Raw genomic sequence first — 25,938 nt, 5'->3', positions numbered from 1 at the left:
ACTCAGTAGATAACGCAAGACCTCCGCCGAAATCGATACGATCAGGGCATGACGGATCAGTCGACGCCGACCCGGCGCACCAGGGCAGCCCGGCTCAACCCCGAGGAGCGCCGCGCGCAGATCCTGGACGCCGCCGTCGCCGTGTTCGGGCGCCAGGGCTACCGGCAGGGATCCCTGAAGACCGTCGCCGATGAGATCGGGCTCACCATCCAGGGCCTGCTGCACTACTTCCCCACCAAGGAGGACCTGCTGCTGGCGGCGCTCGAGCGCCGCAACGAGGCGGATCAGGAGGCGCTGGACGCCGCATACGCGAGCGGCGGCACCCTGGAGTCCTGCCGCCACATCCTGCGTCGAAACTTGGAGCGCCCCGGATTCATGCGGCTGTTCGTGACGCTCGCCGCGGAGGCGACGGATCCGGAGCACCCCGCCCACGACTACTTCCTGCGTCGGTACCGCGGAGCGGTAGTGCAATTCAGGGACTACCTGCGCCGCGACGTCCGCGCCGGGCGACTCGCCCCCGACCTCGATGCAGACGACGCCGCATCGCAGATCATCGCGCTCATGGACGGGCTGCAGCTCCAGTACCTGCTGCGGCCCGGCTTCGACCTCATCGCCGCGTTCGATGCGGCCGTCGCTCCCCTCGCCCGCGCCTGACCTTCGACGACACGACCCGGAGACCGCGGTTGGCCGATCTCACCCGCTCTGTTATAACTACTGAATACTCGGTAGTTAGAAAGAGGTCGACGTGGACTCGGATAAGCGCCCCAATGTGCTCTGGATCGTCTCGGAGGACTGCCCGCCGTGGTTCGGCTGCTACGGCGACCGCCTCGCCGTCACACCCGCGATCGACGCCCTCGCGGATCGCGGGGTCGTGTTCACGGCGGCGAGCTCGCCCGCACCGGTGTGCGCCCCTTCGCGGTTCGGCCTGCTCACCGGCATCGCTCCGGAGAGCCACTCCCCCGCCGATCGGATGAGGGCGGCGGCACCCGTGCCGGACTGGATGACCACCTATCCGGAGCTCTTCCGGGACGCCGGCTACTACTGCACCAACAACGCCAAGACCGACTACAACGCGGCCTTCGATCCCGATGAGATCTGGGCGGAGAGCTCGGCGACCGCGCACTGGCGCAATCGTCCCGACGGTGCACCGTTCGTCGCGGTGTTCAACTTCGACGCCTCGCACGAGTCCTCGGTGTTCGACGAGGACTCGCCGTTCATGACGGCGCTCGCGCCGTTCCTCGCCCAGATGGACCGGAAGCCGTTCCCGCCCGCGGTCCCTCTCGACGCCATCGAGGTCCCGCCCTATCTGCCCGACGACCCCGCCGTGCGCCGTGACTTCTCCGTCTACTACTCCGCCGTCGCCGCGTACGACGCTTTCGTCGCCGACCTCCTGGCCCAGCTCGCGGAGGACGGCCTCGCCGACGACACGATCGTCCTGCTGACCTCCGACCACGGCGGGGTGATGCCGCGCAGCAAGCGTTTCCTCTACGAGGAGGGCGTGCATGTCCCCCTCGTCATCGCCACCCCCGAACGACTCGGCTCGCCGCTGGGCGCCCCCGGCGCGCGCATCGCCTCGCCGGTCTCGACGCTTGCGATCGCCCCCACCCTGCTGGACCTCGCCGGTCTCGACGTCCCCGCCCGCATGGGGGCGGAGCCGTTGACGCGCGCTCTGCCCGCTCATGCCTACAGCGCGCGCAACCGCATGGACGAGCGCTATCAGCTGGCGCGCACGGTGCGCAGCGGGCGCTACCGCTACATCCGCAACTACACGCCGCACCGCCCGCATCTGCAGCATCAGGCGTTCGCGTGGAACGCCGCGGGCTACCGCGCGTGGGAGCGGGCTCATCTCGACGGTCGGCTCGACGCCGCCCAGGAGCGCTGGTGGCAGCCGGCCCCCGGGGCCGAGCTGTACGACCTCGAGAGCGATCCCCACGAGGTCGTCAACCTCGCCGGATCCACAGCGCACGCGGACATCGAGTCGGAGCTGAGCTCCGCTCTGCGCACGCACATCCTCGCCGTGCACGACAACGGCTTCCTCGCCGAGGACTCCCCCGCGCAGGGCTGGGACGAGAGCCGCGCGCCAGGCGCCTATCCGCTCGAGCGCGTGCTCGCCCTCGCGGACCGCGGTGCCGATCGGGATGCCTCGGCCGTCGAGGACTTCCTCGCCGCCCTGCAGGATCCGGACCCGACGGTGCGCAGATGGGGCGCGATCGGCCTGCTCGCGCTCTCCCCGAACCACGTCGTCGCGCCCGCCGCCGAGGGCCTGCGACGCGCGATCGAGGATCAGGACGCCTCGGTCGCGACCCCCGCCGCCGAGGCGCTCGCCCGGATCACGGGCGACGAGGCGGCCTATCGCGCGCTCTCCGGGATCCTCCGCGACCACGACAGCGTGTGGTCACGGCTCGAGGCGGCGAACGCCCTGACCTTCCTCGAGCTCGACCGCGTCCGCCCCTACCGCGACGCCGTCGAGACCGCGGCCGGGTGCGGACACGAGTACCTGGGGAGCGCCGCCCGCTACCTGCTCTTCCAGCTCGACGGGACCTACACGCCGGAATCCGTGGTGTTCGACGCGAGGGCGATCCTCTCGGCGCGCTGACCCGCAGGCGCATCGGGGCGAGAGCGGATCAGCGCTGCGCGCGCGAGCGCACACGGCTGAGGATCCCCTGCAGCAGCGCCGACGGATCCACGAGCTCCGGCTCGTAGAGCCAGGCGATGAGGATCCCGAGACAGGATCCGACGACCCAGTCCGCCTCGATCGCGGGATCCTTCACGCCCTCGTCCGCGAGCATGCCCTCGACCGACGTCCTGGCATCTGCGAGGCGCTCGCGGAAGAACACGTGCGCCGGGTGCGACGGCACGGTCGCCTCGCAGATCAGGACCACCTCGGCCGCGGTGACCCACCGCGGCCGCGCGGTGAGTCCGAGCACCTCGGCGTGATCCGCGGGCGCCCCGAAGAGTCCGGAGAGCACGGCGTCGAGGAGGGCGCGCTTCGTCGGCGCCGTGTGGATGAGCGCTGCGCGGGTGATCCCCGCATCGTCGGCGACGGCCTGCATCGACGTCTCGTAGTAGCCGTGCGCGGCGTACTGGCGCGCGGCCGCGGCGATCACCACGCCGTAGTCCGCGGACTCCGGGGCGACCTCCGCGGCGACGGCGGGCTCCGGGGCGGATCCGCCGGCGAGATCGCTCTCGTGCCGCGCGAGCTGACCCACGAGATCGATCTCGCCGGGGAAGTAGAGCCACAGGATCTGCAGCCCCTCCCACCCCGCCACGAGCAGCCGCAGCTCGCGCTCGCGCTGAGCCGCCGTCGATCCCAGACGCATGTAGGAGTCGATGGCGAGCGCGATGCCGGCGCGACGGCGCTCCAGCATCAGCGCGTGACCGGGGTGCTCGGGACTCGTGCCCTCTCCGAGCAGCGCGGTGAAGAGCTCGATCCACCCGGGCACGGCCCGCCCCGCCCGCGCGATCGCCGAGGCCGAGACGGGCTCCCCGCCCTCTTCGCCGCGACGCTCCCAGCGCGCGGCGCTCTCGGCGTCCAGACGGGCGATCAGGGCGGTGAGGATCTCGCCGCGGGACGAGAAGTAGCGCAGCACGGCGGGGTGCGAGACTCCGGCCGAGCGCGCGATGTCCCGCAGCGAGGTCGCCCGGTAGCCCTGCGCGATGAACAGCTCGTGCGCCGCATCGAGGATCCGCTCGACCCGCTCGCGCCCCGTGCGGTAGCTGCCGCGCGCCTTCGTCTCGTTCTCCATGATCGATCGAGTCTTGCAGATCCGAATACTTACCACTACGGTGGTGACACTGTCCGAGAGTGAAGATGCTCCCGGAATCAGGATCCCCCGAGTCCTCTCGCCCTGGAGACATCGATGTCCACCAACGCTGACGCCCCCTTCCCCACGCTCGAGCGCGACCCCGGCATGCCGTCGAGCCGGCTGCCCGTCGACCTGCGCCGACTGTTCCGACTCGCGCCTTTCGCCGCAGCGGCCGCCCCGATCGCCTACGGCGCCGCCGGCTTCTTCATGGCGATCCAGGTGCAGGAGTTCGACCCCGCCGCCAAGGTCCAGCACCTCGCCCTGATCCACTCCCTGTCCGCGATCGCGGCGATGCTCGCGCAGCCCATCTTCGGAGTGCTGTCCGATCGCACCCGTTCACGGTGGGGATCCCGGCACCCCTGGATGCTGACCGGAGCGGCGATCGGCACGGTCGGCCTGCTCACCGCGGGCCTCGCGCCGAACATGGCGGCCCTCACCGTCTGCATGCTCATCGTGCAGTTCGGGTTCAACGCGTGGCAGGGCCCGTTCTCCGCCCTGCTGCCCGACCGGGTGCCGGAGCGCTTCCGCGGCCGCTACTCGACGTTCGTCGGGCTCGGGGTGCTGCTCGGCGCCGTCCTCGGACCGATCCTCGGCTCGTTCTTCGTCGACCGGATCCCGCTCGGATATGCCGCCGTCACCGGACTCGTCGTCGTGCTCATCCTGCTGTTCACTCTCCTGGTGCGCGGCCGCGACAACCGGGGCGAACCGCGCCGCCCGTTCTCCGTCGGCGCGTTCCTGTCGGCCTTCTGGGTCAACCCGGTCCGCCACCCGGACTTCTTCTGGGGCTTCATGGGCAGGATCCTGCTCTTCGGCGGCTACTACATGACCTCGACCTACTCGCTCTACATCGCGCAGGACTACATCGGTCTCACCCTGAAGGAGGCGACGTCCCTCGTCCCACTGCTGAGCCTGATCGCCCTTCCCGGTCTGCTCATCGCGACCGCCGTCTCCGGCCCCCTCTCGGACCGCATCGGACGCCGGAAGCCCATCGTCCTGGCCGCGGGCCTGCTCATCGCCCTCGGCGCCGCGATCCCGTTCCTCGTCCCGACCGTCACCGGCCTGATCCTGCAGTCCGTCGTCGTGACGATCGGCTTCGGCGCCTTCGTCGCCGTCGACCAGGCCCTCATGGCGACCGTGCTGCCCGACCCCGAGGCCTATGGCAAGGATCTGGGCGTGTTGAACCTCGCGGCGACCCTCCCCGGCACGATCGCCCCTGCCGCGGCCGGCTTCATCGTCATGTCGCTCGGCTACGGCCCGCTGTTCCTGGTGGTCGGCGCGATCGGCCTCGCCGGAGCTCTCGCCGTCCTCCCCATCCGCACCGTGCGCTGAACCCGCCAGACCAGAGGACGCCGCCATGAACCGCCCCGCTGCCCTGCTCCTGCCCGCACCGCGCCTCGCCGAGGAGCGCGAGGGGACCCTCGCCCTGCACCACGGCGCCACCGTGACGGTCGCCTCTCCCGAGCTGATTCCGGTCGCGGAGCTCCTTGTGGACCGTCTGTTCGCGGAGACCGGCGTGCGGCTGAGCGCGCCGCGCACAGGAGCGGCGGCGCCGGGAGGGATCCACCTCCTCGTCGATCCCTCGGACGACGCGCTCACCGCGATCGCACCGGCGCGCGGCGTGACGCCGAGCGGGTGCTCCCTCGACACCGAACGGTTCTCGCTCCTGGTCGCCCCGGAGGGCGTACGTCTCGTCGGCAGCGCAGCGGCCGGACTGCACCACGCGACGACCGTGCTCCGTGCGCTCGCGGAGCAGGCGCGACGCTCGGAAGGCGCGCTCGCGCTCCCCGCCGTGCGGATCCTCGACGGCCCCGCGCTCGCCTGGCGAGGACTCTCCTTCGATGTCGTCCGGCACACGTTCTCGCGCGCGGAGGTGCTGCGGGTGATCGACCTGCTCGAGCGGTACCGGATGAACGTGCTGCACCTGCACCTGACCGACGAGCAGGGCTGGCGCCTCGAGATCCCGTCGCGGCCCGCGCTCACGCCGCCGGGATCCTCGTGCTTCACGGAGGAGGACTTCGCCGCGATCGTCGCGCATGCGGCCGCCCGGCACATCACCGTCGTCCCCGAGATCGACATGCCGGGTCACAGCGGGGCCGCGATCGCCGCCTACCCCGAGCTGTCGCCCACCGGCACCGCCCAGCCCGTGATCGTGGATCCCGTGGAGGCGATCGCACGGATGGCCTCCGAGGACTTCGCCCCGCAGTTCCTCGACCCCCGCAAGGACGAGGTCTGGACATTCGTGGACGAGGTGATCGGCGCCGTCGCCGCCCGCACGCCGGGCCCGTACCTGCACATCGGCGGCGACGAGGCGTTCGGGATGCCTCAGGATCTGCACGATGCGTTCGTCGTCCGCGCCAGGGAGATCGTCCGGGCCCACGGCAAGGAGCCCGTCGGCTGGCAGGAGACGGCCCGCGCGGACGCCGAACCCGGCGAGCTGGTGCAGCTCTGGATCGGCGAGGATCCTCTGCCCGACGCCGACGAGAACCCCTTCTTCCGCATGCTTCCGCCCCGGCTCATCGAGATGCTCACGACCACGTTCGCGGCGGCGGCGAGCGACCCCCGGCGCATGATCGCGCAGCACGCGAGGGTCATCATGTCCCGCTCGGACGTCGCCTACCTCGACGCGCCCTACGCCGAAGCCTCCACGGATCCGGAGGTCGAGGCCAGGCGATCCCGGCTCGGCCTGCCCACCTATCCGGCGGTGACGATCGAGCATGCGGCGACCGCACCGATCCCCGGATTCGACACCGACGACCAGCTCGACGTCGTCGGCTTCGAAGCTGCCATCTGGTGCGAGACGGTGCAGAGCTTCGACGACCTCACCTTCCTGCTCCTCCCGCGCCTGCCCTTGCTCGCCCAGCGCGCCTGGGACGCGGGCCCCGCCCGCACCTGGGAGGACCTCCGTCCTCGCCTCGCCGCACAGGAGCCGTTGTGGCGCCGAGGCGGCCTCACCTTCTTCGCCGCCCCCTCCGTCGGCGGACGATGACGACCCCGACCGCACCCACCCCGCAAAGGATGACCGCATGACCCCCGATCTGCCCGCACTCGTATCCCGGCTCTCCCTGGAGCAGAAGGTGACCCTCCTGACCGGGGCGTCGACGTGGACGCTCGCCGCCGAACCGGCCGTCGGCCTGTCGTCGATCATGGTCTCCGATGGACCCACCGGAGTCCGCGGGCCCGCGCTGGACGACCGGGATCCGTCTGCGAGCCTCCCCTCCGCCACGTCGATCGCGGCGAGCTGGGATCTCGACCGCGTGCGAAAGCTCGGGAAGCTCATCGCAGCCGAGGCCCGCGCGAAGGGCGTCGGCGTCGTGCTGGGCCCGACGATCAACCTGCACCGCTCGCCGCGCGGCGGCAGGCACTTCGAGGCGTACAGCGAGGACCCGTGGCTGACCGGCGAGATCGCCGCGGCCTACATCGAGTCGCTGCAGGCGGAGGGCGTCGCGGCGACGCCCAAGCACTACATCGCGAACGACAGCGAGACCGACCGGGAGAGCGTCGACGTGATCGTCGACGAGCGCACGCTGCGGGAGCTCTATCTCGCCCCGTTCGAGCGGGCCGTGCAGGCCGGCGCCTGGATGGTCATGTCCTCCTACAACAAGGTCAACGGCGCGTACGCCGCGTCGAACGATCTGCTGCGCACCCCGCTGAAGAGCGAGTGGGGCTTCGACGGCGTCGTGGTCTCCGACTGGCACGGCGTGAAGGACACCGTGCCGAGCGCCAACGCCGCCCAGGACCTGGTGATGCCCGGTCCTGACGGCCCCTGGGGCGCCGCGCTCGTTGCCGCCGTGCAGGCGGGCGAGGTGCCCGAATCCGCGGTGGACGAGAAGGTCGAGCGCCTGCTCCGCCTGGCGGCGAGGATCGGCGCCTTGGAAGGGGCGCCCGCGGCGAAGCACGTCCCGGCGTGGACCGCGCCCGAGATCGCAGAGCTGCTGCGCGAAGCGGCCGCGGACGGCATGGTGCTCGTCCGCAACGACGGCGTGCTGCCGCTCCACGGCGCACCGAAGGTCGCGGTGATCGGTCAGCACGCGCTGCACGGGCGCGGTCAGGGAGGTGGATCCGCCATGGTGTTCCCCGCGGTCGAGCACTCCCCCTGGGACGGCATCGCCGCTGCCTTCCCCGGCGCGGTGTCGGCGCCGGGGCTGCCTCCGGTCTCCGAGCTGCGCCCGTTCCCCCGGGGCGCGCTCACCGCACCCGATGGCGCGGCAGGGACCCGGGTGCACTACATCGACGAATCCGGTGCGGAGTTCGGTGCCGAGACGTTCCCGTCCGGCCGCTTCGGCTGGCTCTTCGCCCCGGAGCTGGCGCGGTCGAAGCGGCTGGAGTTCCGCACCGTCTACACCGCGGAGCAGTCCGGTCCGCAGCGGATCGGCTTCGCCGGGCTGGGTCAGGTGACGCTCCGGGTCGACGGCGTGACCGTGGTCGACGAGGAGATCGCCCCGGCCAGTGCCGAACTGGTCTCCGGTGTCCTTCACCCTCCCGTCCGCTCCGCCGAGGTCGACCTCGAGGCCGGGCAGCAGGTGCGGATCGAGCTCGACCTCGTGCCGTTCCTCCCCGGGGGCTTCCCGTTCGCGATGATCCTCCTCGGCACGGAGAGCGTGTTCGGCGATCCGGAGGTCGAGCTGCAGCGCGCGATCGACGCCGCCAGGGATGCAGACGTCGCCATCGTCGTGGTCGGCACCAGCGAGAGCATCGAATCCGAGGGCTTCGACCGCCCGTCCCTCGCTCTCCCCGAGGGGCAGGACGATCTGGTGCGCCGGATCGCCGCCGTCAACGATCGCACCATCGTGGTCGTGAACTCCGGAGCGCCCGTGCTCATGCCGTGGGCCGACGACGTGGCGGCGGTGCTGCTGAGCTGGTTCCCCGGGCAGGAGTTCGGCACGGCCCTCGCCGACGTGCTCAGCGGAGCTGTCGAGCCCGGTGGCCGGATGACCACGACGTGGGCGCGTCACCAGGAAGACGTGCCCGTGTGGAACACGACGCCGCAGGACGGCACGCTGGCCTACGACGAGGGCCTGAACATCGGCTACCGCGCCTGGACGGCGCGCCAGGACGGTCCGGGACCGGTCGCCGCCTTCGGTGCGGGTCTCGGCTACACGCAGTGGCGCATCGCCGACGTGAAGGCGGTTCCGTCCGACGACGGCGGCGCACAGATCTCCGCGACCGTGACCAACGTCGGAGGCCGCAGCGGCAAGCAGGTCGTCCAGGCCTTCGTGTCCCGGGTGGACGAGTCGGCCGTCGAGCGCCCCGCGCTCTGGCTCGCCGGATTCGCCACGGTCCGCGCCGAGGCGGGGGCCGCGACCCCGATCGCCATCGAGATCCCGCGACGCGCGTTCCAGCACTGGTCGGTCCAGGAGCACGCCTGGATCGCGGAGCCCGGGCGCTACGCCGTGCGGATCGGCGCCGGCATCGACGCCCTCGGCGACGAGCACATCATCACGATCGACTGACGAGACGAGGAGAAGGACGATGTCACGAGTACCCGAAGGATTCCTCTGGGGTGCCTCCACCGCCGCGCACCAGGTGGAGGGCAACAACACCTCGAGCGATATCTGGCGCTGGGAGGGCGGCGGCTTCCTGGCCGAATACTCCGGCGATGCCGACGACAGCTACCACCGCTACCCCGAGGACATGCGCCTCCTGGCGGATGCGGGCCTGAACGCCTACCGGTTCAGCATCGAGTGGGCGCGGATCGAGCCGGAGCGGGACCGCTGGTCCCTCGCCGAGCTCGCCCACTACCGCCGCATGATCGACACCGCGCACGAGCTCGGACTCGAGCCGGTCGTCACCCTCCACCACTTCACCTCGCCGTACTGGTTCGCCGAGGCCGGCGGCTGGATGGGCGACGAAGCGCTCGATCGCTGGCGCCGCTACGTCGAGAAGGTGTCGACGATCCTCGACGGCGTCGACTGGGTGTGCACGATCAACGAGCCCAACATGGTCGCCCTCATGCAGAAGTTCCTCGCCGGCGTGGAGCAGGGCGAGGGGTTCACCCTCGCTCACGACGGCCCGCTGAGCCCGGATCCCGCGCTCGGGGAGCGGATGGTCGACGCGCATCGGATCGCGACCGCCGTGCTGCGCGAGCGCACCACGGCGAAGGTCGGCTGGACCATCGCGCAGCAGGCATTCACTCCGACGCCGGGCAACGAGGAGATGTTCCGCGACGTCACCTGGGCGTGGGAGGACCTCTATCTGGAGGCCTCGCGCGACGACGACTTCGTCGGTGTGCAGTCGTACACGACCCAGCCGGTGAACGAGCACGGCCCCGTGCCGCATCCGGCGCACCCGGACAACACGCTCAGTGGATGGGCGTACCGTCCCGATGCCGTCGGCCTTGCCCTGCGGCACGCGCGCGAGGTGACCGGCCTCCCCCTGCTCGTGACGGAGAACGGCATCGCGACCGGCGACGACGCCCGCCGCATCGACTACACGACCGAGGCGCTCCGGCATCTCGCCGCGGCGATCGAGGACGGGATCGACGTCCGCGGCTATCTGCACTGGTCGGCGCTGGACAACTACGAGTGGGGGCACTGGGCGCCGACGTTCGGGCTGATCGCCGTCGATCGGGAGACCTTCGTCCGCACGCCCAAGCCGAGTCTCGCCTGGTTGGGCGAGGTCGCCCGCACGGGGGCCGCCGGGATCCCCGCCGGGACCGCGACGTTCGCACCGGATCCCGCCGCGGCCCCCGGATCCTCGGCGCTGTTCTCCCGGGACTCCCCCTTGGGAGACCTCCTGGACGACGAGCGCAGCAGGACGCTGCTCGAGGCTGCGGCACCCGGAATCGGCGCGCACCCGATGATCGGCATGGCGAGGGCCTTCCCGCTCGCCGCCGTCGCCGGCATGGCGAAGGATGTGCTCTCGGCGGAGGCGCTCGACGCCCTCGACGAGCGCCTCCGCGCGATCGTCTGATCCGCTCCGCCCGCAGGAACCCCGTGCCGCCCTCTCACCGAGGGCGGCACGGGGTGTTTCGCCGTCAGCGTCCCGCTGCCCCTTGGACGAGGTCGTCCCGCTGCACGAGAAGGCGGGGAAGGGGCTGACTCGGGTGCGGGGCATCGCCGAGGCGCTCCTGCTCTCTCCACATCGCTGCTTCCAGCATCTCGCGCACCTCTCGGTACGCCGGATCCGCGGCGACGTTGTGCACTTCCTCCGGATCCTCACGAAGGTCGTAGAGCTCCCACTCGGGCGGGTAGGCGAAGGGCCCCGTTCCGGGAATGCCGAGTCCGTCGTTGTAGTAGTAGATGAGTTTGTAGCGGTCCGTGCGGTAGCCGTAGTGGGCGGGCGCATGGTGGAAGACATCGTCATGCTCCCAGTAGCGGTAGTACACGCCTTCCGCCGCCGGTTCCGGGTCTTCCCCGGTGAGATCCCGCCAGAAACTGCGCCCGTGCATACGCGGATGCGAAGGAACGTTCGCAGCTTCGAGGATCGACTGCGCGAAGTCGACGTTCATGACGAGCCCCTCGTGCACCCCGCCGCCCGGCGCCTTCCTCGGATAGCTCATCAGCATCGGCATGCGCAGCGAGTCCTCGAACATCAGCCGCTTGTCGAACCACCCGTGTTCGCCGAGGAAGAAGCCCTGGTCCGAGGCGTACATCAACAGGGTGTCATCGAAGTCGCCGCGCGCGCGCAGCCAGTCGATGACGCGGCCGACGTTCTCGTCGACGCTGTGCACGCACGCCAGGTAGTCCTCCATGAGTCGCTGATACTTCCAGCGCGCAGCCGCGTCGTAGTCGAGTCCCTCTGGCACGTCCTGCTTGAGGTCATCCACGTTGAGGCTGTCGGCGACGCGCATCAGCGCACGACGTACCGAGCTCGATCGCGACTCGTAGTCGTCATCGAAGGTGTCCGGGAGCGGGATCGCGTTGCGGTACAGCGCCGCGTGCTCGGGCTTCGGCTGCCAAGGTCGATGGGGGGCCTTGTGGTAGATCAGCACGCACCAGGGGTCATCGCCCTGGAGCGAGTCCACCCAGTTCAGGGCCATGTCGGTGATGACATCCGTCGCATAGCCCTCGACCACGTGCTCCCCCTCGGCGGAGAGGAACAGTGGATTCCAGTACTCGCCCTGCCCGTCGGCTCCGATGAGCACGTCCCAGTAGTCGAATCCCTGGGGGTCATGGCCTTCGCCGTGGCCCATGTGCCATTTGCCGATCATCGCAGTCCGATAGCCGGCGGCCTTCAGCTGGGAGACGAACGTGGGCTGACTGGCGTCGATCGGCGTGACCAGGGTGGTGACGCCGTTCACATGGCTGTGCGTGCCCGTCAGAATGGACGCCCGGCTCGGTGAGCAGAGCGCGTTGCCCACCATGCAGTGGTCGAACCGCCAGCCCGCCTTGCCGATCTCATCGATCCGCGGCGTCGCGTTGATCTCGGATCCGTAGGCCCCGATCGTGCGCGAGGCATGGTCATCGGTGAGGATCATGACGACGTTGGGACGACGCTCCGCGCTCATCGGACGACCACCTCCACCTCGGCGCGCATCAGATCGTCCTCGGCGTGCGCTCCGACGCGGAACAGGTGAGTCCCCTCCGGGATGCTCCATGCGCCGCCGCGGAAGACCGCGAGGTCGGCCCAGGCGATGGACAGGTCGACGACCCGCTGTTCACCGGGCTCCAGATCCACGGAAGCGAACGCCTTGAGCTGAGCCGTCTCCGACCCGGGCGATGTCACGTACAGCTGCGGAACGACGGTGCCCGCTCTGCCGCCGGTGTTGCGGACGGTCACGGTGACGGGGACTCGATCTGTTCGTGCGCCGCTGTCCGCAGCACCAACAGGGATGATGACGCTGGCCGGCGCCGACAGATCCCCGATCTCGACGGATGCGTAGGACAAGCCGTATCCGAACGGGTAGGCGACATCAGGTGATGCGGAGCGCGAGAAGAAGCGGTACCCGGTCTCGTCCTCATCCATGCGGATCACCTTGTCGACACCGGGGAAACGGATCGCGGCGAAGGTCGGAAGGTCCTCATCCCGGGCGGGGAAGGTCACCGGGAGTCGTCCCGAGGCATCCTTCTCGCCCGTGAGCACGTCGACGATCGCGGCATTGCCACGGCTTCCGCCATACCAGCCCTGCACGAGAGCACCGATGCTCTCCCGCCACGGGGTGAGCACGGCGCTCGCCGTCTCGAGCACCACGACGGTACGCGGGTTGGCTGCCGCGACGGCGCTGATGAGCTCGTCCTGGCGACCGGGCAAACGCAGCGTCAGCCGATCGAATCCCTCACTCGCGATGTCGCGGACGACGACGATCGCGAGGTCCGCCGCCGCGGCCCGCGAAGCGACCTCGCGGAGCGCTGTCGGAATCGCCCCCGACGGGTCCATCACGCCGATCTTCACAGCCCCCGCGGAGCTTTCGACGAATGCGCCCTGACGCGGATCCGGCAAAAGGTACTCTGCCTCGACGAGGTGCTCCCCCGCCGCCATCGTCACGGCGGCCTCTGACCGCTCCGACTGGTAGCCGCGCCCGTCGTGCTGGAGCACGACATCGCCATCGATCCGCAACGTGAGCGTTCCGCCGGTGACGACGTCGAACACGTGGTCGCCCGCCTCGGAGGCCCACGTGCCGACCCAGCGCGCCCGCACCGTTCCCCGGACGGGCGAGATGCCAGGACTCACGCCGCCGAAGGCCCAGTTCGCGGTCTGAAGGGACAGGCCTGCCCCTCCCCGTGTCTCGAGCTCTTCACCGGCGTCGTCGAAGAACGTCACGCGGAGGCCTTCCACGCCGTCGTGCGTGAAAGCGCCGATGGGGAGCTCGGCGAATCCGGGGAACGCGTCGGTGAGCGCGACGGGTCCCAGAGCCGGCGCATGCTCGATCACGGCGCCCGGCATTCCCGAGCGCAATGCATCGAGGAACGTGTCCCGGTCGAGGATCGGCCGGGTGGGTCCGCCCGCGATCGCATCGTCGATGGCGGCCGGGCCGAAGACCGCGATCCGTGGTGCGGCCGAGGGGTCGAGGGGAAGAAGGGCCCCGCGATTCTCCAGCAGGACGACTCCGCGTGCCGCGGCATCGCGGACGGCAGCGGTCTCCTCCTCTGTCGGCCCTGTCCACTCGGTCGGGACAGGCGCGTCGTCGAAGAGACCGGTCCGGAGCATCGTGGTGAGGATGCGGAGAACCGCAGCGTCGACGTCCGCCTCGTCGAATCGGCCCGCGGCGATCTCCGACAGCAGTACCGAGCCGAAGAACTCCTCGTCGCGGAACTCCTGGTCCATCCCGTGACTCAGCGACGCGAGGGAGTGCACCGCCATCGCGTCGTTGCGGACGATGCCCTCGAACCCCCAGTCCTTGCGCAGGAGGTCGAAGTAGTCGGGGAGATCATTCACATGCACGCCGTTGACCTTCGCGTAGGCGGTCATGATCATCGAGATCCGCGTGTTGGCCAGCACCGATCGGAAGGGTGCCAGGTAGTGGCCGATCAGCCTGTCCGTGTCGATGACGTAGTCGGTCGTGAGGCGATCTGTCTCCACCGCATTCATTCCGAAGTGCTTCAGGTCGGGTACGACACGCTCATCATCGAATCCGCGAGCGTACGCCTCACCCGCAAGCGACACGAGATAACCGTCCTCTCCGAAATTCTCGTGTACGCGCCCGTGGCGAGGATCCCGGGTGATGTCCAGAGTCGGAGCGTGCCACACCCCGTATCCGAGGCGCCGGACCTGCGCTGCGAGCACGCGCGCGGCCCTCCGGGTGCTGCCCTGGTCGAACGAGGCACCGAGAGAGTGCTCGGACGGGATCTGCGTGACATGAGGCGGTCCGACCAGCGCGCTCGCGGGGCTGTCCCCCTGGGTGACGTCGGGGATGCCCAGCCGGTCGTTGCCCTTCACCCATGCCTGCCAGACGTTGCGCTCCGGTGACAGTTTGAGGCCCCGCCCGTAGAGCAGCGCGGACTTCTCCTCGAGCGTCAGCGCCTCCAGAAGCGCGGATGCGCGCTCGGCGTGCGGCAGAGACCGGTCTCCCCAACGAGCGCCGGTCGGTACGGGGGCAGGCGACGCCGACCGCGTCTCACTGGTGGCGAACAGGGCGGCGAGGATTTCATCCATGAGTGTGCTGCTTTCTGTATCTGAAGGAAGTGGTCAGTCGACGACGACCGGCGCGGCGCGGCGGGAAGCGAGCGCTGCGGCATTGGCTTCGACTCGGGCACGCGTGAGCGGATAGAGCAACCACATGACCAGCGTGAAGAGCGCGAACAGGATCGCCGGCCCCAGCGTCGCGATGGCGTAGATCCCGGCGACCGTCTCGTGGCTCTGCGTCGCCTGCCCCGCATGGAAGCCGATCGCTGCCAAGGCGAAGCCGCTGAGGCCGCCGACCGCGGCGAGCCCGAGCTTGCGCGCCCAGACGACGATCGCGTAGACCGTGCCGTCCTCGCGGCTGCCGGTCTTGACGTCGATGGCGTCGATGACGTCCGTGATGAACGCCCACACCAGAAGCATGAACAAGGACATGCCGAGGTTTCCGAGGAAGGTGAGCCCGAGAAACGCCCACGGGTTCGTGACGTGCAGGAGAAAGGTCAGCAGATGCATTCCTGTCGCGACGGCACCCGCGACGATGGCGATCTCCTTCTTCCCGAACCTGCGCCCGAGCCGGGTGGCGAAGGGGGCGATGAGCAGCACTGGCGCGATGCCGAGAACGGCCGCGATCGATGACAGCTGGCCGTTGTTGAAGTAGTTGAGCCAGAGGTACGGCGCCATCGACTGCGAGAGGAATTGGCCGATCATCATCACGAGGTTGGCGAGGACCAGGGTCAGCAGCGCCTTGTCCCTGGAGAGAGCCCCCAGTACGGTGCCGAGTCCCCTTCTCTGCGCAGACGGCGCGACGACGACCCGCTCGTTGGTCATCCTGTAGCAAAGAAGCAGGAAGACCAGCGCCCCGCCCGCGAACGCGGTCGCCGTGAGGAAGAGGTTCATGGGATGGACCTGTGACACGCCGTCCACCGTCGCGTAGATGAAAAGCGGAGGCACCACTCCGACGAAGAGTCCTGCGGCGGAAGCGCCCGTCGACCGCCAGACGGACAGAGCCGAGCGTTGCGCCGGGTCCTCGGTCATGACCGAGGCCATCGAGCCGTACGAGATGTTGACCATCATGTAGAAGCACGAGCCCCACAGCAGATACGTGATGCCCGCATAGGCGAGACGGACGCCGTACGCCCAGTCTCCGATCATCGGCACGTAGAGCAATGCGCTCACCACCGCGAGCGGCAGCGCCATCCGGCCGATCCACACACGGAACCGTCCGCGCGGGGAGGCCCGATGCGTGTCGAGGAACCGCCCCCATGCGACATCGACGAACGCGTCGATCACCCGAACGATCAGGAAGATGAGTCCCACCGCAGCCGGATCCAATCCTGCGACGTTGGTGTAGAACACCATCAAGAATGACGAGGCGAAGATGAAGACGAAGTCGTTGCCGAAATCGCCGAGCAGGTATCCGACCTTGTCTCGCCATCCGAAGGGACGATCGGCTCTGGCCGGTCGCAGGGGTCGTTCACGCATCGCAGGTGCTCCTGACATCGTTGTCGTTGCGCGGGATCCGGCCGGAAATCCCGCGCCGTCACCCGAGGATACGAACGCGCAGTGATTAATGTCAAGTTTTCGGAATTAATCCGTGACGGCCGATGCTCCCCCCGCGAGGCTCAGGACGATTCCGCCGCGCGCCGAGCCCAAAGCGCCCAGAGAAGCTGCCCGCACCTCGACGGATTCGCGGATGTACGCGGGCACGATCGACGCGAGATGGTCGGCCACCCGAGCGGCCACGCCATCGACGTTCCCGAGCACGCCTCCGAGGATGACGACCCTCAGATCGAGCGCACTCAGCTGGCCCGCGACCACGCGCGCGAGAAGTCCGATCTGTTCATCGATCCGATCAGCGAGGTCCGGCGCGCCGAGAAGGTCCGCGATGGGGAATCCGGTCCTCTCGGAGAGCTCGGAAAGTGCCAGGTACCGTTCAAGGCACCCCCTTCCCCCGCACCAGCACACGGGGCCCTCCGCACTCACGCTGACATGGCCGAGCTCTCCGGCGCGTCCGTGCGGCCCGACGATCAGGCGTCGCCCGAGGACGATTCCTCCCCCGACGCCCTCGTCCAGATGCACGTAGAGGAGATCGTCCACGCCCGCGGCCGATCCGAACTGCATCTCCGCAAGAGCTACCAGGCGTGCGTTGTTCTCGAACACGGGCTGCACCCCGAATGCCTGCCCTATGCGCTCGCCGAGGTCGGCTTGCAGCTCTTCCCCTCCCTCGGATGTCCCCCCGAAGAAGAGGGGAATGCCGATCACGATCGCATCGAGGCGGCCGAAGGACAGTCCGTTCTCCGTGAAGGCGTCATGAACGGCGTCGATGGCGCCTCTCGCTATCTCGTCGGCGGTCCTCTCCAGCTCGAAGGCCTGGGAGACGCTGGCGATGACCTCGTGCGCGAGATTCGCGACGACGACCCCGATGTGCGTCCGCCCGATCTCCACACCGACGACCGAGGAGGACCGCGGATCCAGCGAGATCACGGAGACGGGTCTGCCACGGCGGGGAGCTTCGCGCGACGGCGACTCGACGATCGCCCCCGCTTCCAGAAGCTCGCCGATGATCGCGTAGAGCGTGGTGCGGGAGAGCCCCGTCTCATCGATCAGCTCCTGACGCGTGAGCGGTCCCCTGACCCGGAGCACCCGGATCAGCTCTCGTTCGTGTGCGATCCGGAATCTGCGCAGTGGACTCCCGCCCGAAGGTACGCGTGCGTCGCTCATCCTGCCTCTGATCACCTCGATGTCGGAGCTCGTCGCCGTCCCGGCCTGAGGACGATCTCACCGATCATGGTCTTCTCGTCCCTCGAAACATACCTTGCCGCGGCATCGCCACCGGCGGCCCTCCCGACAGGGGCTCACGCCCGGCCGAGCACGAACAGCAGGCAGAGCACGCCGACGAGCAGCGTCGCGCCGGTCAGCGCGGCGACCGGCCAGCCCGAGCGCAGCACGACCGGTTCGGTCGAGGTGAGCGCCCTGTGCTGGCGCCGGTAGCGCCGGTGCGAGCCGACCAGCACGATCAGTGCGAGAGCGAGGCCGGCGAACCCGAGCGCGAGCGCCGCCCCGCCGATCACGGACGGCAGGATACGCATGATGACCACGGATCCTCCGGCGAGCGCGAGCGCGGTCCGCCGCCACGCCAGGGCGGTGCGCTCGGGCTGCAGGCCGGGGTCGAAGACCCGCTCCGGTTCGCCGGTCACGCCAGCAGCACCCCGAGCAGCACCAGGATCCCGGTCGCCACGACCACGACGGCGAGCGGGATCGCGATCCACGGCGGGCCCAGCGGGGTCGACTCCCGCAGCGAGCGCTCGGTGCGCATCCAGCCCAGCCACGCCTGCACGGGGGTCAGCAGACCCGCCACGATGAGCAGGATCGACGCCGCGTGCCGGAATCCGGGGTGCATGCCCAGGCCCAGCGCCTCGAGCGCGACACCACCCGCGAGCAGCGCGAGGGAGGTACGGATCCACGCCAGGAACGTGCGCTCGTTCGCGAGCGTGAACCGGGCGTCCGGCTCCTCGCCGCGGTCGTAGACGCGCCGGGGGAAGCGGCTGGTGCTCATACGTTCTCCGTTCGGAGCGAGACGGTGCGGAATCCGGCGTTGCCCATCGACGAGTCGGGCGTGTTCGAGCTGCGCGCGGAGTTCCGGTAGCGATTGCAGTAGGAGATGTGGCACAGGTAGCTGCCGCCGCGCAGCACGCGCGCCATGCCCAGCGAGGGGCCACGCGGATCCGCCTCGGCCGAGCGCTCGTAGGCGCGCGGATCGAACCAGTCCGCGCACCACTCCCACACGTTGCCGACGGGCTGGAACAGTCCGTAGCCGTTGGCGGCGAAGGCGCGCACCGGAGCCGTCGTCAGCCAGCCGTCGTCGAGGGTGTTCTCGCGCGGGAAGGCGCCCTGCCAGATGTTCGTGCGCCACCCGCCGTCGTCCGGCTCCTCGTCGCCCCACGGGTACTTCGCCCCGTCCAGCCCGCCGCGGGCGGCGTACTCCCACTCGGCTTCGGTGGGCAGCCGGCGGCCCGCCCATGCACTGTAGGCCGCGGCGTCGTTCCAGCTCACATGCACGACGGGGTGGTCGGCGAGTCCGTCCACATCCGAGCGGGATCCGCCGGGGTGCGCCCAGTCCGCGCCGCGCACGCCGTACCACCACGGGGTGCCGGCGGCCGGGCCCATGACGTCGGCGTCTGGTGCACTCACGGCCAGGTGGAACACGGCGGAGAAGCCGAAGGTCTCCGCCTCCGTACGGTAGCCGGTGGCCTCGACGAAGCGGGCGAAGTCGGCGTTCGTGACGGTGGTCGCGTCGATCTCGAAGCCCTCGAGCGCGACCCGATGCCGGGGCGTCTCGCCGTCGCCCCGGTTCTCATCGCCCGAGGAATCGCCCATGACGAAGGATCCGGCGGGGACCCGCACCTGCGCGATCGCGTGTCGTCCGACCGCGTCTCCCCCGCCTGTCTCACGCGCGCCGAGCAGCGGAAGCGCCATGCGCCCGCCGGACAGCACGTCGCGCGGCGGAGCGCCGCACGCGCAGTCCGGCCCGCAGGAGGTCGTTTCACCCATGGGTTCCATCTTCCTCGCTGTCACGCCCGCGGACGAAACCGGCGCGGCTCGGCCTCAGGATCGAGGAAGGGCGCCGTCCCGCGGGGCTTCCGGGACGGCGACCCGACCGCGGATGAAGATCAGGAGGACGAGACCGGCAATGATCACCACGATGTTGCCCGACGCCGCGAAGCCCGTGAGCGGACCCGCGGCGGGGTAGGCCGACTGCAGGAAGATCGAAGGGTCGGTGGTCGCATGCAGCAGGATCGGCCAGATCAGGGCGCCGGTGACCCGCAGGGCCAGATACATGCAGATGCCGAAGGCGAAGGTGTAGACGAGCTGCACCAGCGTGGGCAGGAGCGCCTGCCCGCTGAACATGTTGCCGGCATGCATCGCCGCGAACAGCGCCGCGGAGACGAGTGCGACGGTGAGCTCGCGATGCCCCGCCTTGCGCATGAGGTTCACCACCAGGCCCCGTGTGAGCACCTCCTCGGCGAACCCGATGAACAGGCCGGTGATGATCCAGGCGAGGACGATCCCCGCCCCGGCGGTCGCGTAGTCGATCGTCGCGAAGTGCAGCACGTTGAACAGCAGCGTGATCGCGACGGCGATCCACATCCATCCGCGGCCCCGGATCGGCTGCCGGCCGAACAGTTCGCGCAGCCAGCCGATCGACCACGCGAACACGATCAGCACCACGCAGCCGAACGCGATCGGCACGCCTGTCGTGACCAGGATCTTCGCCGCAGGATCCGTGAGACCGCCGACGAACGGCCCGAGGGTCCAGAGGGGCACGTACTGATAGAGCAGGTAGTAGGCGACCACGGCGATCAACGCCTTCCACCACCCGCCGCGGTTCCAGAATCGCTGCCAGCCGTTGGTGCCGAGGGCCACCACGTCGTTCATCTCGCTCCTGTCCGATCCTGGGTGGGTATCCGTACTGGCTCAGCGCAGCGGCCTCAGGACGGCGCGCGCAGATGCCCGGTGTCGTTGAGCCCGAGCACCCGAGGCTCCACCCCGGTCTCCCAGCGCAGCACGGTCAAGGACGCGTTGCTGATCGGCAGGCTCACCCACCGCCAGGTGGGGGCCTCGAGAACCGCGCGGACGAACCATGCCACGACGAACGCATGGGTGACCATGATGAGCGCTCGGTCATGGTCCGCCACCTCTCCCAGGGATTCGAGGGCGGCGTCCAGGCGTCGCCCCTCGGGATCCCTCTCCGCCGACGGCACCCCGCGGAGCAGCGCGTGATACCGCGCCGGCATGGTGGACAGGTCGCTCGGGACCGGGGTCCTGTCCTCCGCGTCCGCGCTGTGTCGCGCCCGCCACCCCGGGAGAGCGTCGGCGAGGATCTGCGCGGTCTGCCTCGCGCGACGCCGTGATCCGTGCAGGATCTCCCCCGCCTCGCCGCCAGGGAGCGCGGCGCGCAGCCGCGTCGCGACGAGGGCCGCCTGTTGCTCGCCGCGCTCGGACAGGCCAGGATCGGCACCCTCGTCCGCGTGCGCCGCCTCCGCGTGCCGGATGAGGTAGAGGGTGGTCGTGCTCATGGGTCCGGGGGTTCTCTCGTCTCAGCGCAGTGCGATCGGCACGTCGGATCCGCCCTCGTGCGTGAGCCGGGATCCCATCTGCACGAGCTGCGGCTCGGCTGCGAAGCCTCCCGCGAAGAGCGCCTGACCCTGGGCGAACCGCGGCGAGCGCTCCAGGATCTCACGCGGGGCGAAGCCGAACACCTGGCCGAGCTCGGCGAGGTCGCGCTCGGCGCTCATCCTCATGAGCGCGAGGTTGTCGCACTGGGAGATCACGTTCGGGTGCACCTTCGAGGGGCGCTGCGTCGACAGCAGCAGCCAGAGTCCGTACTTGCGGCCCTCCGCCGCGATCTGCACGATGCGCTCGGTGAGCATCCGCTGCAGCGGCGTCGACGCCTCAGGTCCGCAGAGGTTGTGCGCCTCATCGATCACGATGAGCCGGCCGACGCGCTCGTGCCGCCGCGCCCAGAGCTCATCGAGCACGGCGAGCGCTGCGGTCTGCATCTGCGCCGGGGTCGCGAAATGGCCGAGGTCGACCACCGTGGCGTCGGCGCGGTCCCCCACGATGTCGGTGACGTCCCTGCGGTCCCATGCCCACATGTCCCATTCCGGGAGGCCGAGGTTCTCGATCCGCGTCGCGATGCGGGCGTAGCCGGGGTCCCCGGTCGAGCGCAGCCACTCGACGACGGGCTGGTCCTCGTCGATGAGGTACTGGGTGTCGATCCGCAGCATGAGGTTGTAGTCCTCGGCGTCGCGGATCGGATCCAGCTGGAGCATCGTCGCGCGTGAGCGGACGTCCATGTCGACGAAGCGCACGAGCAGCCGCTGCGCGTGGCCCGGAGCGGAGTGCAGCACGCGCACGTCGCGGTCCCGCAGGAGGTCCGCCTCCGCAGCGGGCGCGTCGTCGCGCACCGTCCCGAGCGAGACGAAGTCCGAGTTCGGATCGAACACGACCAGTGGCAGCCGGGTGTGCAGCAGCAGCTGCTCGAGCAGCACGCCGAGCGCGTAGGTCTTCCCCGACCCGCTCTGCCCGCACCAGAAAGTGTGGCGGTTGAGCCGCGACGCCTGCAGGAAGGCGGGGGCGTCGGAGTCCAGGAGCGTGCCGATGGGCAGTTCAGCGGGCATGCTCGACATCTTAGGGAAGCCGCCGTGCGGCCGCGGCCCCGGCTGTCCCTCAGGTTCAGCCCTGAGCGCCGGGGTCGGGTGCGTAGAGCGCTCGGGCGAGGCCGTCCATGATGTCGGGGAGAAGGGTGCCCGCCGCGAAGATCCGGGTGTCCTCCGCATCGATGATCCGTCGGTGCTCGCCCGCGGTGGTCAGCGCGATGCTGGGCTGCGCGGCGAGCAGACCGTCGATGCCGCCCGCGCTCTCCAGTCCCTTCGTCATGACGAGGATCACATCGGGGTCGATCTTCACGAGGGCTTCCGGTGTCAGCGGCCGTTCTCCGACCCACCCGGCTTCGGATGCCGCGTCGACGGCGCCGACCGACGAGATGAGGCTGTCCGCTCCGCTGCCCTTGCCGAACAGGTAGTACACGCCGGCCGCGCCGCGCACGTAGAGGAAGACCACGCGCGGCCTTCTGGACGGGTCGGCGGGCAGCAGCCGCGCGATCTCTGCGGTCTTGCTCTCCATCGCCGCGCGCAGGGCGGTGTTCACCGTCTCCGCGGCCGGGGCGATGCCGAGCGCCGCCGCCACCTGGCCGATCGCGCGGTAGGTGCTCTCGGCGTCGGTCGCTCGATCGATCGTGACGACGGGGATCCCGGCGTCGCCGAGCTGGAGCACGACGTCGGTCGGGCCGATCGAGCCGTCGGTGAGGATCAGCGTGGGCTTCAGCGCGAGAACGGCCTCGGCATCGATCGTGTGGCCTTTCTTGGTGACCACCGGAAGCGTCGCCGTCTCCGGCAGATTCGTGGAGACGTCGCGTCCGACCAGATGGTCGCCGAGCCCCAGTGCGTGCACGAGTTCGGCGACGGTACCGCTGAGCGAGAGCGCCACGATGCGGGAGGTGTCGCGCACGGTCACCTCGCGCCCTCCGCCATCGGCGGAACGCACGGTGACGGGCAGCTGCGGCGCAGGGGCGACGATCGGCGGCAGTGCCGGTCCGCCGATCACGACCGTGGACGGGCCTTCGACCGCGCGCGGATCATCGACCGGGGTCAGTGAGCTGAGGGCCGGCAGAGCGGGCGAGGTCGACGCCGGGGCCGCGACCTGCGCGGCTCCGGCATCGCAGGCCGCCAGGGCGAGCACGAGGAGGGCTGATCCGATCGCCGCGGCGATCCTCGTGACTCTTCGTCCCACGCGTCCACCCTCCGGCATCAAGTTAAGTAAGCCTATCCTAAGATAGCTCCATGCCCTCCTCTCCCCCGGCGCCTCCGGAGGCGGTCTCCCCGCCGCGCCCGTCGAAGCCGCGCACCCGGAGCGCACGGGTTCTCGTCCCCGGCGGTCTCGGCCTCGCGCTCGTCGTCGCGGTGGTCGTGTCCGCAGGGATCGGCCAGCTCCCCGTGCCTCCGGACGAGGTGCTCGGCGCGCTGCTGCGCCCGCTCGGCGCGACCGCGTTGCGGCAGCCGGACGAGATCGCGACGGCGACGCTGTGGTCGATCCGGTTCCCGCGCGTCGCGATGGCGATGCTGGTCGGTGCGGCGCTGGCCGTCGCGGGCCTGCTGATGCAGGCGGTCTTCGGCAACCCTCTCGCCGAGCCGGGAGTCGTCGGCGTGTCCTCGGGGGCCGCGGTCGGCGCAGGGGTCTGCATCGTCTTCGGGCTGAACGCACTGGGCCCGTGGACCGTGCCGGTCTTCGCCTTCGTCGCCGGTCTCGGCGTCAGCCTCGCCGTCTACGCGCTCAGCCGCGCCGGCGGACGCACCGAGGTGGTCACGCTGATCCTGACCGGCATCGCCGTCAACGCCGTCGCCGGCGCGGCGATCGCGCTGCTCACCTTCCTCGGCGACACCCAGTCGCGGGAGCAGATCGTGTTCTGGCAGCTCGGCAGCCTCGCGGGCAGCCGATGGCCGCAGGCGGCCGTGATCCTGCCGCTCCTTCTCGTCGGCATCCTGATCGCACTGCTCATCGCGCACCGGCTCGATCTGCTCTCGCTCGGGGAGCGCACCGCCGGGCATCTCGGCGTGCACGTGGAGCGTCTTCGCCTCGGAACGATCGTGCTCGTCGCGCTGCTGGTGGGCGCGGCGGTCGCCTTCGCCGGGATCATCGCGTTCGTGGGCCTGGTCGTGCCGCACCTCATGCGGATGCTCCTCGGGCCCTCGCACCGTTCGCTGATCGTGGCGAGCGCTCTGGGCGGTGCGCTTCTGCTCACTCTTGCGGACCTCGGAGCGCGCACGATCGTGCCGATGGCCGATCTGCCCCTGGGCATCCTGACTTCGCTGATCGGCGGTCCGTTCTTCTTCTGGCTGCTGCGCCGCACCCGGCGATCCGCGGGAGGCTGGGCATGAGCGCGACGACCGTCTGCGAACTGCGCGCGGTGCAGGTCGTGCGCGGCGGGAGGGCGCTGCTCGACGGCGTGGATCTCGCCCTGCACGCCGGGGAGGTGCTGGCCGTGCTCGGACCCAACGGGGCCGGCAAATCGACCCTGCTGGGCGTGCTCGCCGGAGACATGCGCCCCGACGCCGGGGATGTGCTCGTCGACGATCGACCGCTGACGGCGTGGAGCCTGGGCGATCTGTCTCGGCGACGCGGAGTGCTGCTGCAGGAGAACGGCACGGCGTTCCCGTTCGCGGTGCACGAGGTGGTGCGGATGGGACGAGCTCCGTGGCGTCGCACCCCGAGATCCGCGGAGGACGACGAGGCCGTCGCCGAGGCGATCTCCGCCGCGGACATCGCCCATCTCGCAGAACGCGCCGTGCCGACCCTGTCGGGCGGCGAGAGGGCGCGCACCGCGTTCGCGCGGGTGATCGCCGGGCGCACGGGCATGCTGCTGCTCGACGAGCCGACGGCCGCCCTCGACCTCGGGCACCAGGAGGCGCTGCTCTCGCTCGCTCGAGCGCACGCGCAGGCCGGGGACGCCGTGCTGATCATCCTGCATGACCTGAATCTGGCCGCCGCGTTCGCGGACCGGATCCTGCTGCTGCAGGAGGGCCGGGTCGCCGCCTGTGGGACGCCCGCCGAGGTGCTGACCGAGGCGACGGTGTCCGCCGTCTATCGCACGCCGGTCGAGGTGATCACGCACCCGGTCACCGGCCACGGCATCATCCTGCCGCGACGCCCGGCCTGAGGGGCGCCGCGGCAGGAGACTGCGGTCGAGTCGCGCCCTCAGCGACGCCGGCGGATCGCGACCGCGGTGGCGACGGCACCTCCGGCGACGACGACGGCGCCGAGCGCGATCGGGATCCACGGCACGGTGGCCGGCTCGGCCTCGACCGTGGCCGCGTGCGCCCCCGCGTGCGACGGCGACGGGGTCGACGCCGGAGTCGGCTCCGGGGCGGCGCACGAGAGCTGGACGGTCGCGGTGACCGGATCCAGCTCCTCCCCCTCGGCGTAGAAGCCGCCGAAGGCGGGCGCCCCCGCGGCGCTGAGCGTCACCGGCGCCGCGGTGAGAGTCAGCGTTCCCGCGGTCGCGTCGACCGCGGGGGCAGCAGCCAGCATCCCGATCTCGGCCTGCTTCTGATCCACGGCGGGGGCGCCGGAGGTGTCGGTGCCGCGGACGTCGAGCAGCAGCACCGCTCGTCCGTCGCTGCTTATCTGCAGCGTCGGCGACGAGATGGTGAGATCGAGGATCCCTCCGTGCCCCGTGAAATGCACGGAGCCGGGGAAGGTCACGTGTCCCGATCCGCCGGCGGGATCGATCTCACCGGTCGCCCCGGTGAAGGCGAACGAGGGCGTGGCGTAGGTCGCGCCGGCGCTCGTCTCCCAGCTCCCCTTGGCGATGCTGCCCGAGATGTAGGAGCGGAAGGACTCCTTGACACCCCAGGTGAGCACGCCGCCCTGGACTGTGCAGGCGGGCGCCGACGAGGCCGTGGTCGGCTCCGGCGTCGCGGCGGTCGCCGTGGGCGCGGCGATGAATGCGCCGCCGAGAAGAACGGCGGCGAGGGCGGACAGGCGTGTGATGTTCATGAAGCCTCCATGCGCGAGG

The 25,938-nt window shown here is 70.3% G+C and carries 21 protein-coding genes; 8 read left to right on the top strand and 13 right to left on the bottom strand.

Features of this window, described 5'->3' with window-relative positions; all coding sequences use genetic code 11:
* Positions 1–48 precede the first annotated feature (48 nt).
* Positions 49–654: a TetR/AcrR family transcriptional regulator gene (locus CQ044_RS01715; protein WP_105686400.1), complete on the top strand. Its 606-nt coding sequence runs from the start codon at positions 49–51 to the stop codon at positions 652–654.
* Between the two features lie 91 nt (positions 655–745).
* Complete coding sequence (locus CQ044_RS01710; protein WP_105686398.1) at positions 746–2,596, top strand: sulfatase-like hydrolase/transferase; 1,851 nt, start codon at positions 746–748, stop codon at positions 2,594–2,596.
* A gap of 28 nt (positions 2,597–2,624) precedes the next feature.
* On the opposite strand, the gene CQ044_RS01705 is transcribed toward CQ044_RS01710, so the two are convergent.
* Positions 2,625–3,746, bottom strand: a complete 1,122-nt coding sequence (locus CQ044_RS01705) for a TetR/AcrR family transcriptional regulator (protein ID WP_105686396.1) — start codon at positions 3,744–3,746, stop codon at positions 2,625–2,627.
* Between the two features lie 114 nt (positions 3,747–3,860).
* On the opposite strand from CQ044_RS01705, the gene CQ044_RS01700 reads away from it, so the two are divergent.
* From CQ044_RS01700 to CQ044_RS01685, 4 genes are read left to right on the top strand one after another with little or no spacing between them, the layout of a single operon-like run.
* On the top strand, positions 3,861–5,135 hold the full coding sequence (locus CQ044_RS01700) for an MFS transporter (protein ID WP_105686395.1): 1,275 nt from the start codon (positions 3,861–3,863) through the stop codon (positions 5,133–5,135).
* 25 nt (positions 5,136–5,160) lie between these two features.
* Positions 5,161–6,792 (top strand): family 20 glycosylhydrolase, encoded by a 1,632-nt coding sequence (locus tag CQ044_RS01695; protein ID WP_105686390.1) that lies wholly within the window; start codon positions 5,161–5,163, stop codon positions 6,790–6,792.
* A gap of 37 nt (positions 6,793–6,829) precedes the next feature.
* Complete coding sequence (locus CQ044_RS01690) at positions 6,830–9,256, top strand: glycoside hydrolase family 3 protein (RefSeq protein ID WP_105686389.1); 2,427 nt, start codon at positions 6,830–6,832, stop codon at positions 9,254–9,256.
* 19 nt (positions 9,257–9,275) lie between these two features.
* Complete coding sequence (locus tag CQ044_RS01685; protein WP_105686387.1) at positions 9,276–10,715, top strand: glycoside hydrolase family 1 protein; 1,440 nt, start codon at positions 9,276–9,278, stop codon at positions 10,713–10,715.
* A 64-nt stretch (positions 10,716–10,779) separates the two neighbouring features.
* Here CQ044_RS01685 and CQ044_RS01680 read toward each other — a convergent pair whose 3' ends face one another.
* From CQ044_RS01680 to CQ044_RS01630, 11 genes are all read right to left on the bottom strand, one after another.
* Complete coding sequence (locus CQ044_RS01680; protein ID WP_105686385.1) at positions 10,780–12,252, bottom strand: sulfatase; 1,473 nt, start codon at positions 12,250–12,252, stop codon at positions 10,780–10,782.
* A complete protein-coding gene (locus tag CQ044_RS01675) occupies positions 12,249–14,837 on the bottom strand; it encodes a beta-glucosidase (RefSeq protein ID WP_105686384.1) in 2,589 nt (862 codons plus the stop codon). The genes CQ044_RS01680 and CQ044_RS01675 overlap by 4 nt, the downstream gene beginning before the upstream one ends.
* 33 nt (positions 14,838–14,870) lie before the next feature.
* A complete protein-coding gene (locus CQ044_RS01670) occupies positions 14,871–16,286 on the bottom strand; it encodes an MFS transporter (protein ID WP_181158141.1) in 1,416 nt (471 codons plus the stop codon).
* 105 nt (positions 16,287–16,391) lie between these two features.
* Positions 16,392–17,525 (bottom strand): ROK family transcriptional regulator, encoded by a 1,134-nt coding sequence (locus CQ044_RS01665; protein ID WP_105686381.1) that lies wholly within the window; start codon positions 17,523–17,525, stop codon positions 16,392–16,394.
* 134 nt (positions 17,526–17,659) lie between these two features.
* Complete coding sequence (locus tag CQ044_RS01660) at positions 17,660–18,001, bottom strand: YidH family protein (protein ID WP_105686380.1); 342 nt, start codon at positions 17,999–18,001, stop codon at positions 17,660–17,662.
* Positions 17,998–18,360 (bottom strand): YidH family protein, encoded by a 363-nt coding sequence (locus CQ044_RS01655; RefSeq protein WP_045273506.1) that lies wholly within the window; start codon positions 18,358–18,360, stop codon positions 17,998–18,000. The genes CQ044_RS01660 and CQ044_RS01655 overlap by 4 nt, the downstream gene beginning before the upstream one ends.
* Positions 18,357–19,355: a formylglycine-generating enzyme family protein gene (locus tag CQ044_RS01650; RefSeq protein ID WP_258133104.1), complete on the bottom strand. Its 999-nt coding sequence runs from the start codon at positions 19,353–19,355 to the stop codon at positions 18,357–18,359. The genes CQ044_RS01655 and CQ044_RS01650 overlap by 4 nt, the downstream gene beginning before the upstream one ends.
* A 54-nt stretch (positions 19,356–19,409) precedes the next feature.
* The gene (locus CQ044_RS01645; RefSeq protein ID WP_105686378.1) at positions 19,410–20,240 is read right to left on the bottom strand and encodes a CPBP family intramembrane glutamic endopeptidase; all 831 of its coding nucleotides are present in this window, start codon (positions 20,238–20,240) and stop codon (positions 19,410–19,412) included.
* A gap of 53 nt (positions 20,241–20,293) precedes the next feature.
* Positions 20,294–20,881 (bottom strand): histidine phosphatase family protein, encoded by a 588-nt coding sequence (locus CQ044_RS01640; RefSeq protein WP_105686377.1) that lies wholly within the window; start codon positions 20,879–20,881, stop codon positions 20,294–20,296.
* A gap of 21 nt (positions 20,882–20,902) precedes the next feature.
* Entirely contained in the window at positions 20,903–21,985 is a 1,083-nt protein-coding gene (locus CQ044_RS01635) for an ATP-binding protein (RefSeq protein WP_105686535.1), read from the bottom strand.
* 55 nt (positions 21,986–22,040) lie between these two features.
* A complete protein-coding gene (locus CQ044_RS01630; RefSeq protein WP_258133103.1) occupies positions 22,041–23,156 on the bottom strand; it encodes a hemin ABC transporter substrate-binding protein in 1,116 nt (371 codons plus the stop codon).
* A 50-nt stretch (positions 23,157–23,206) separates the two neighbouring features.
* On the opposite strand from CQ044_RS01630, the gene CQ044_RS01625 reads away from it, so the two are divergent.
* Both CQ044_RS01625 and CQ044_RS01620 read left to right on the top strand, forming a co-directional pair.
* Positions 23,207–24,301, top strand: coding sequence for an iron ABC transporter permease (locus CQ044_RS01625; protein ID WP_105686374.1), 1,095 nt, complete (start codon positions 23,207–23,209; stop codon positions 24,299–24,301).
* The gene (locus CQ044_RS01620; protein ID WP_105686372.1) at positions 24,298–25,080 is read left to right on the top strand and encodes a heme ABC transporter ATP-binding protein; all 783 of its coding nucleotides are present in this window, start codon (positions 24,298–24,300) and stop codon (positions 25,078–25,080) included. Before CQ044_RS01625 ends, CQ044_RS01620 begins: the two co-directional genes overlap by 4 nt.
* Before the next feature lie 38 nt (positions 25,081–25,118).
* Here CQ044_RS01620 and CQ044_RS01615 read toward each other — a convergent pair whose 3' ends face one another.
* Positions 25,119–25,919 (bottom strand): HtaA domain-containing protein, encoded by an 801-nt coding sequence (locus CQ044_RS01615; protein ID WP_105686371.1) that lies wholly within the window; start codon positions 25,917–25,919, stop codon positions 25,119–25,121.
* Positions 25,920–25,938 lie beyond the last annotated feature (19 nt).

The organism is Microbacterium sp. MYb64 (assembly GCF_002979495.1).
In the GTDB taxonomy this organism is placed as follows: domain Bacteria; phylum Actinomycetota; class Actinomycetes; order Actinomycetales; family Microbacteriaceae; genus Microbacterium; species Microbacterium azadirachtae_A.
The sequence above is the reverse complement of the archived record's forward strand: the minus strand, read 5'-3'. Positions and strand labels throughout refer to the sequence as shown.

Coding starts and splice junctions, on each gene's coding strand:
- CQ044_RS01700 (WP_105686395.1), top strand. CDS start 3,861: ATGTCCACCAACGCTGACGCCCCCTTCCCCACGCTCGAGCGCGACCCC.
- CQ044_RS01695 (WP_105686390.1), top strand. CDS start 5,161: ATGAACCGCCCCGCTGCCCTGCTCCTGCCCGCACCGCGCCTCGCCGAG.
- CQ044_RS01685 (WP_105686387.1), top strand. CDS start 9,276: ATGTCACGAGTACCCGAAGGATTCCTCTGGGGTGCCTCCACCGCCGCG.
- CQ044_RS01640 (WP_105686377.1), bottom strand. CDS start 20,881: ATGAGCACGACCACCCTCTACCTCATCCGGCACGCGGAGGCGGCGCAC.
- CQ044_RS01665 (WP_105686381.1), bottom strand. CDS start 17,525: ATGAGCGACGCACGCGTACCTTCGGGCGGGAGTCCACTGCGCAGATTC.
- CQ044_RS01625 (WP_105686374.1), top strand. CDS start 23,207: ATGCCCTCCTCTCCCCCGGCGCCTCCGGAGGCGGTCTCCCCGCCGCGC.
- CQ044_RS01620 (WP_105686372.1), top strand. CDS start 24,298: ATGAGCGCGACGACCGTCTGCGAACTGCGCGCGGTGCAGGTCGTGCGC.
- CQ044_RS01680 (WP_105686385.1), bottom strand. CDS start 12,252: ATGAGCGCGGAGCGTCGTCCCAACGTCGTCATGATCCTCACCGATGAC.
- CQ044_RS01715 (WP_105686400.1), top strand. CDS start 49: ATGACGGATCAGTCGACGCCGACCCGGCGCACCAGGGCAGCCCGGCTC.
- CQ044_RS01690 (WP_105686389.1), top strand. CDS start 6,830: ATGACCCCCGATCTGCCCGCACTCGTATCCCGGCTCTCCCTGGAGCAG.
- CQ044_RS01670 (WP_181158141.1), bottom strand. CDS start 16,286: ATGCGTGAACGACCCCTGCGACCGGCCAGAGCCGATCGTCCCTTCGGA.
- CQ044_RS01615 (WP_105686371.1), bottom strand. CDS start 25,919: ATGAACATCACACGCCTGTCCGCCCTCGCCGCCGTTCTTCTCGGCGGC.
- CQ044_RS01650 (WP_258133104.1), bottom strand. CDS start 19,355: ATGGGTGAAACGACCTCCTGCGGGCCGGACTGCGCGTGCGGCGCTCCG.
- CQ044_RS01645 (WP_105686378.1), bottom strand. CDS start 20,240: ATGAACGACGTGGTGGCCCTCGGCACCAACGGCTGGCAGCGATTCTGG.
- CQ044_RS01635 (WP_105686535.1), bottom strand. CDS start 21,985: ATGCCCGCTGAACTGCCCATCGGCACGCTCCTGGACTCCGACGCCCCC.
- CQ044_RS01655 (WP_045273506.1), bottom strand. CDS start 18,360: ATGAGCACCAGCCGCTTCCCCCGGCGCGTCTACGACCGCGGCGAGGAG.
- CQ044_RS01705 (WP_105686396.1), bottom strand. CDS start 3,746: ATGGAGAACGAGACGAAGGCGCGCGGCAGCTACCGCACGGGGCGCGAG.
- CQ044_RS01675 (WP_105686384.1), bottom strand. CDS start 14,837: ATGGATGAAATCCTCGCCGCCCTGTTCGCCACCAGTGAGACGCGGTCG.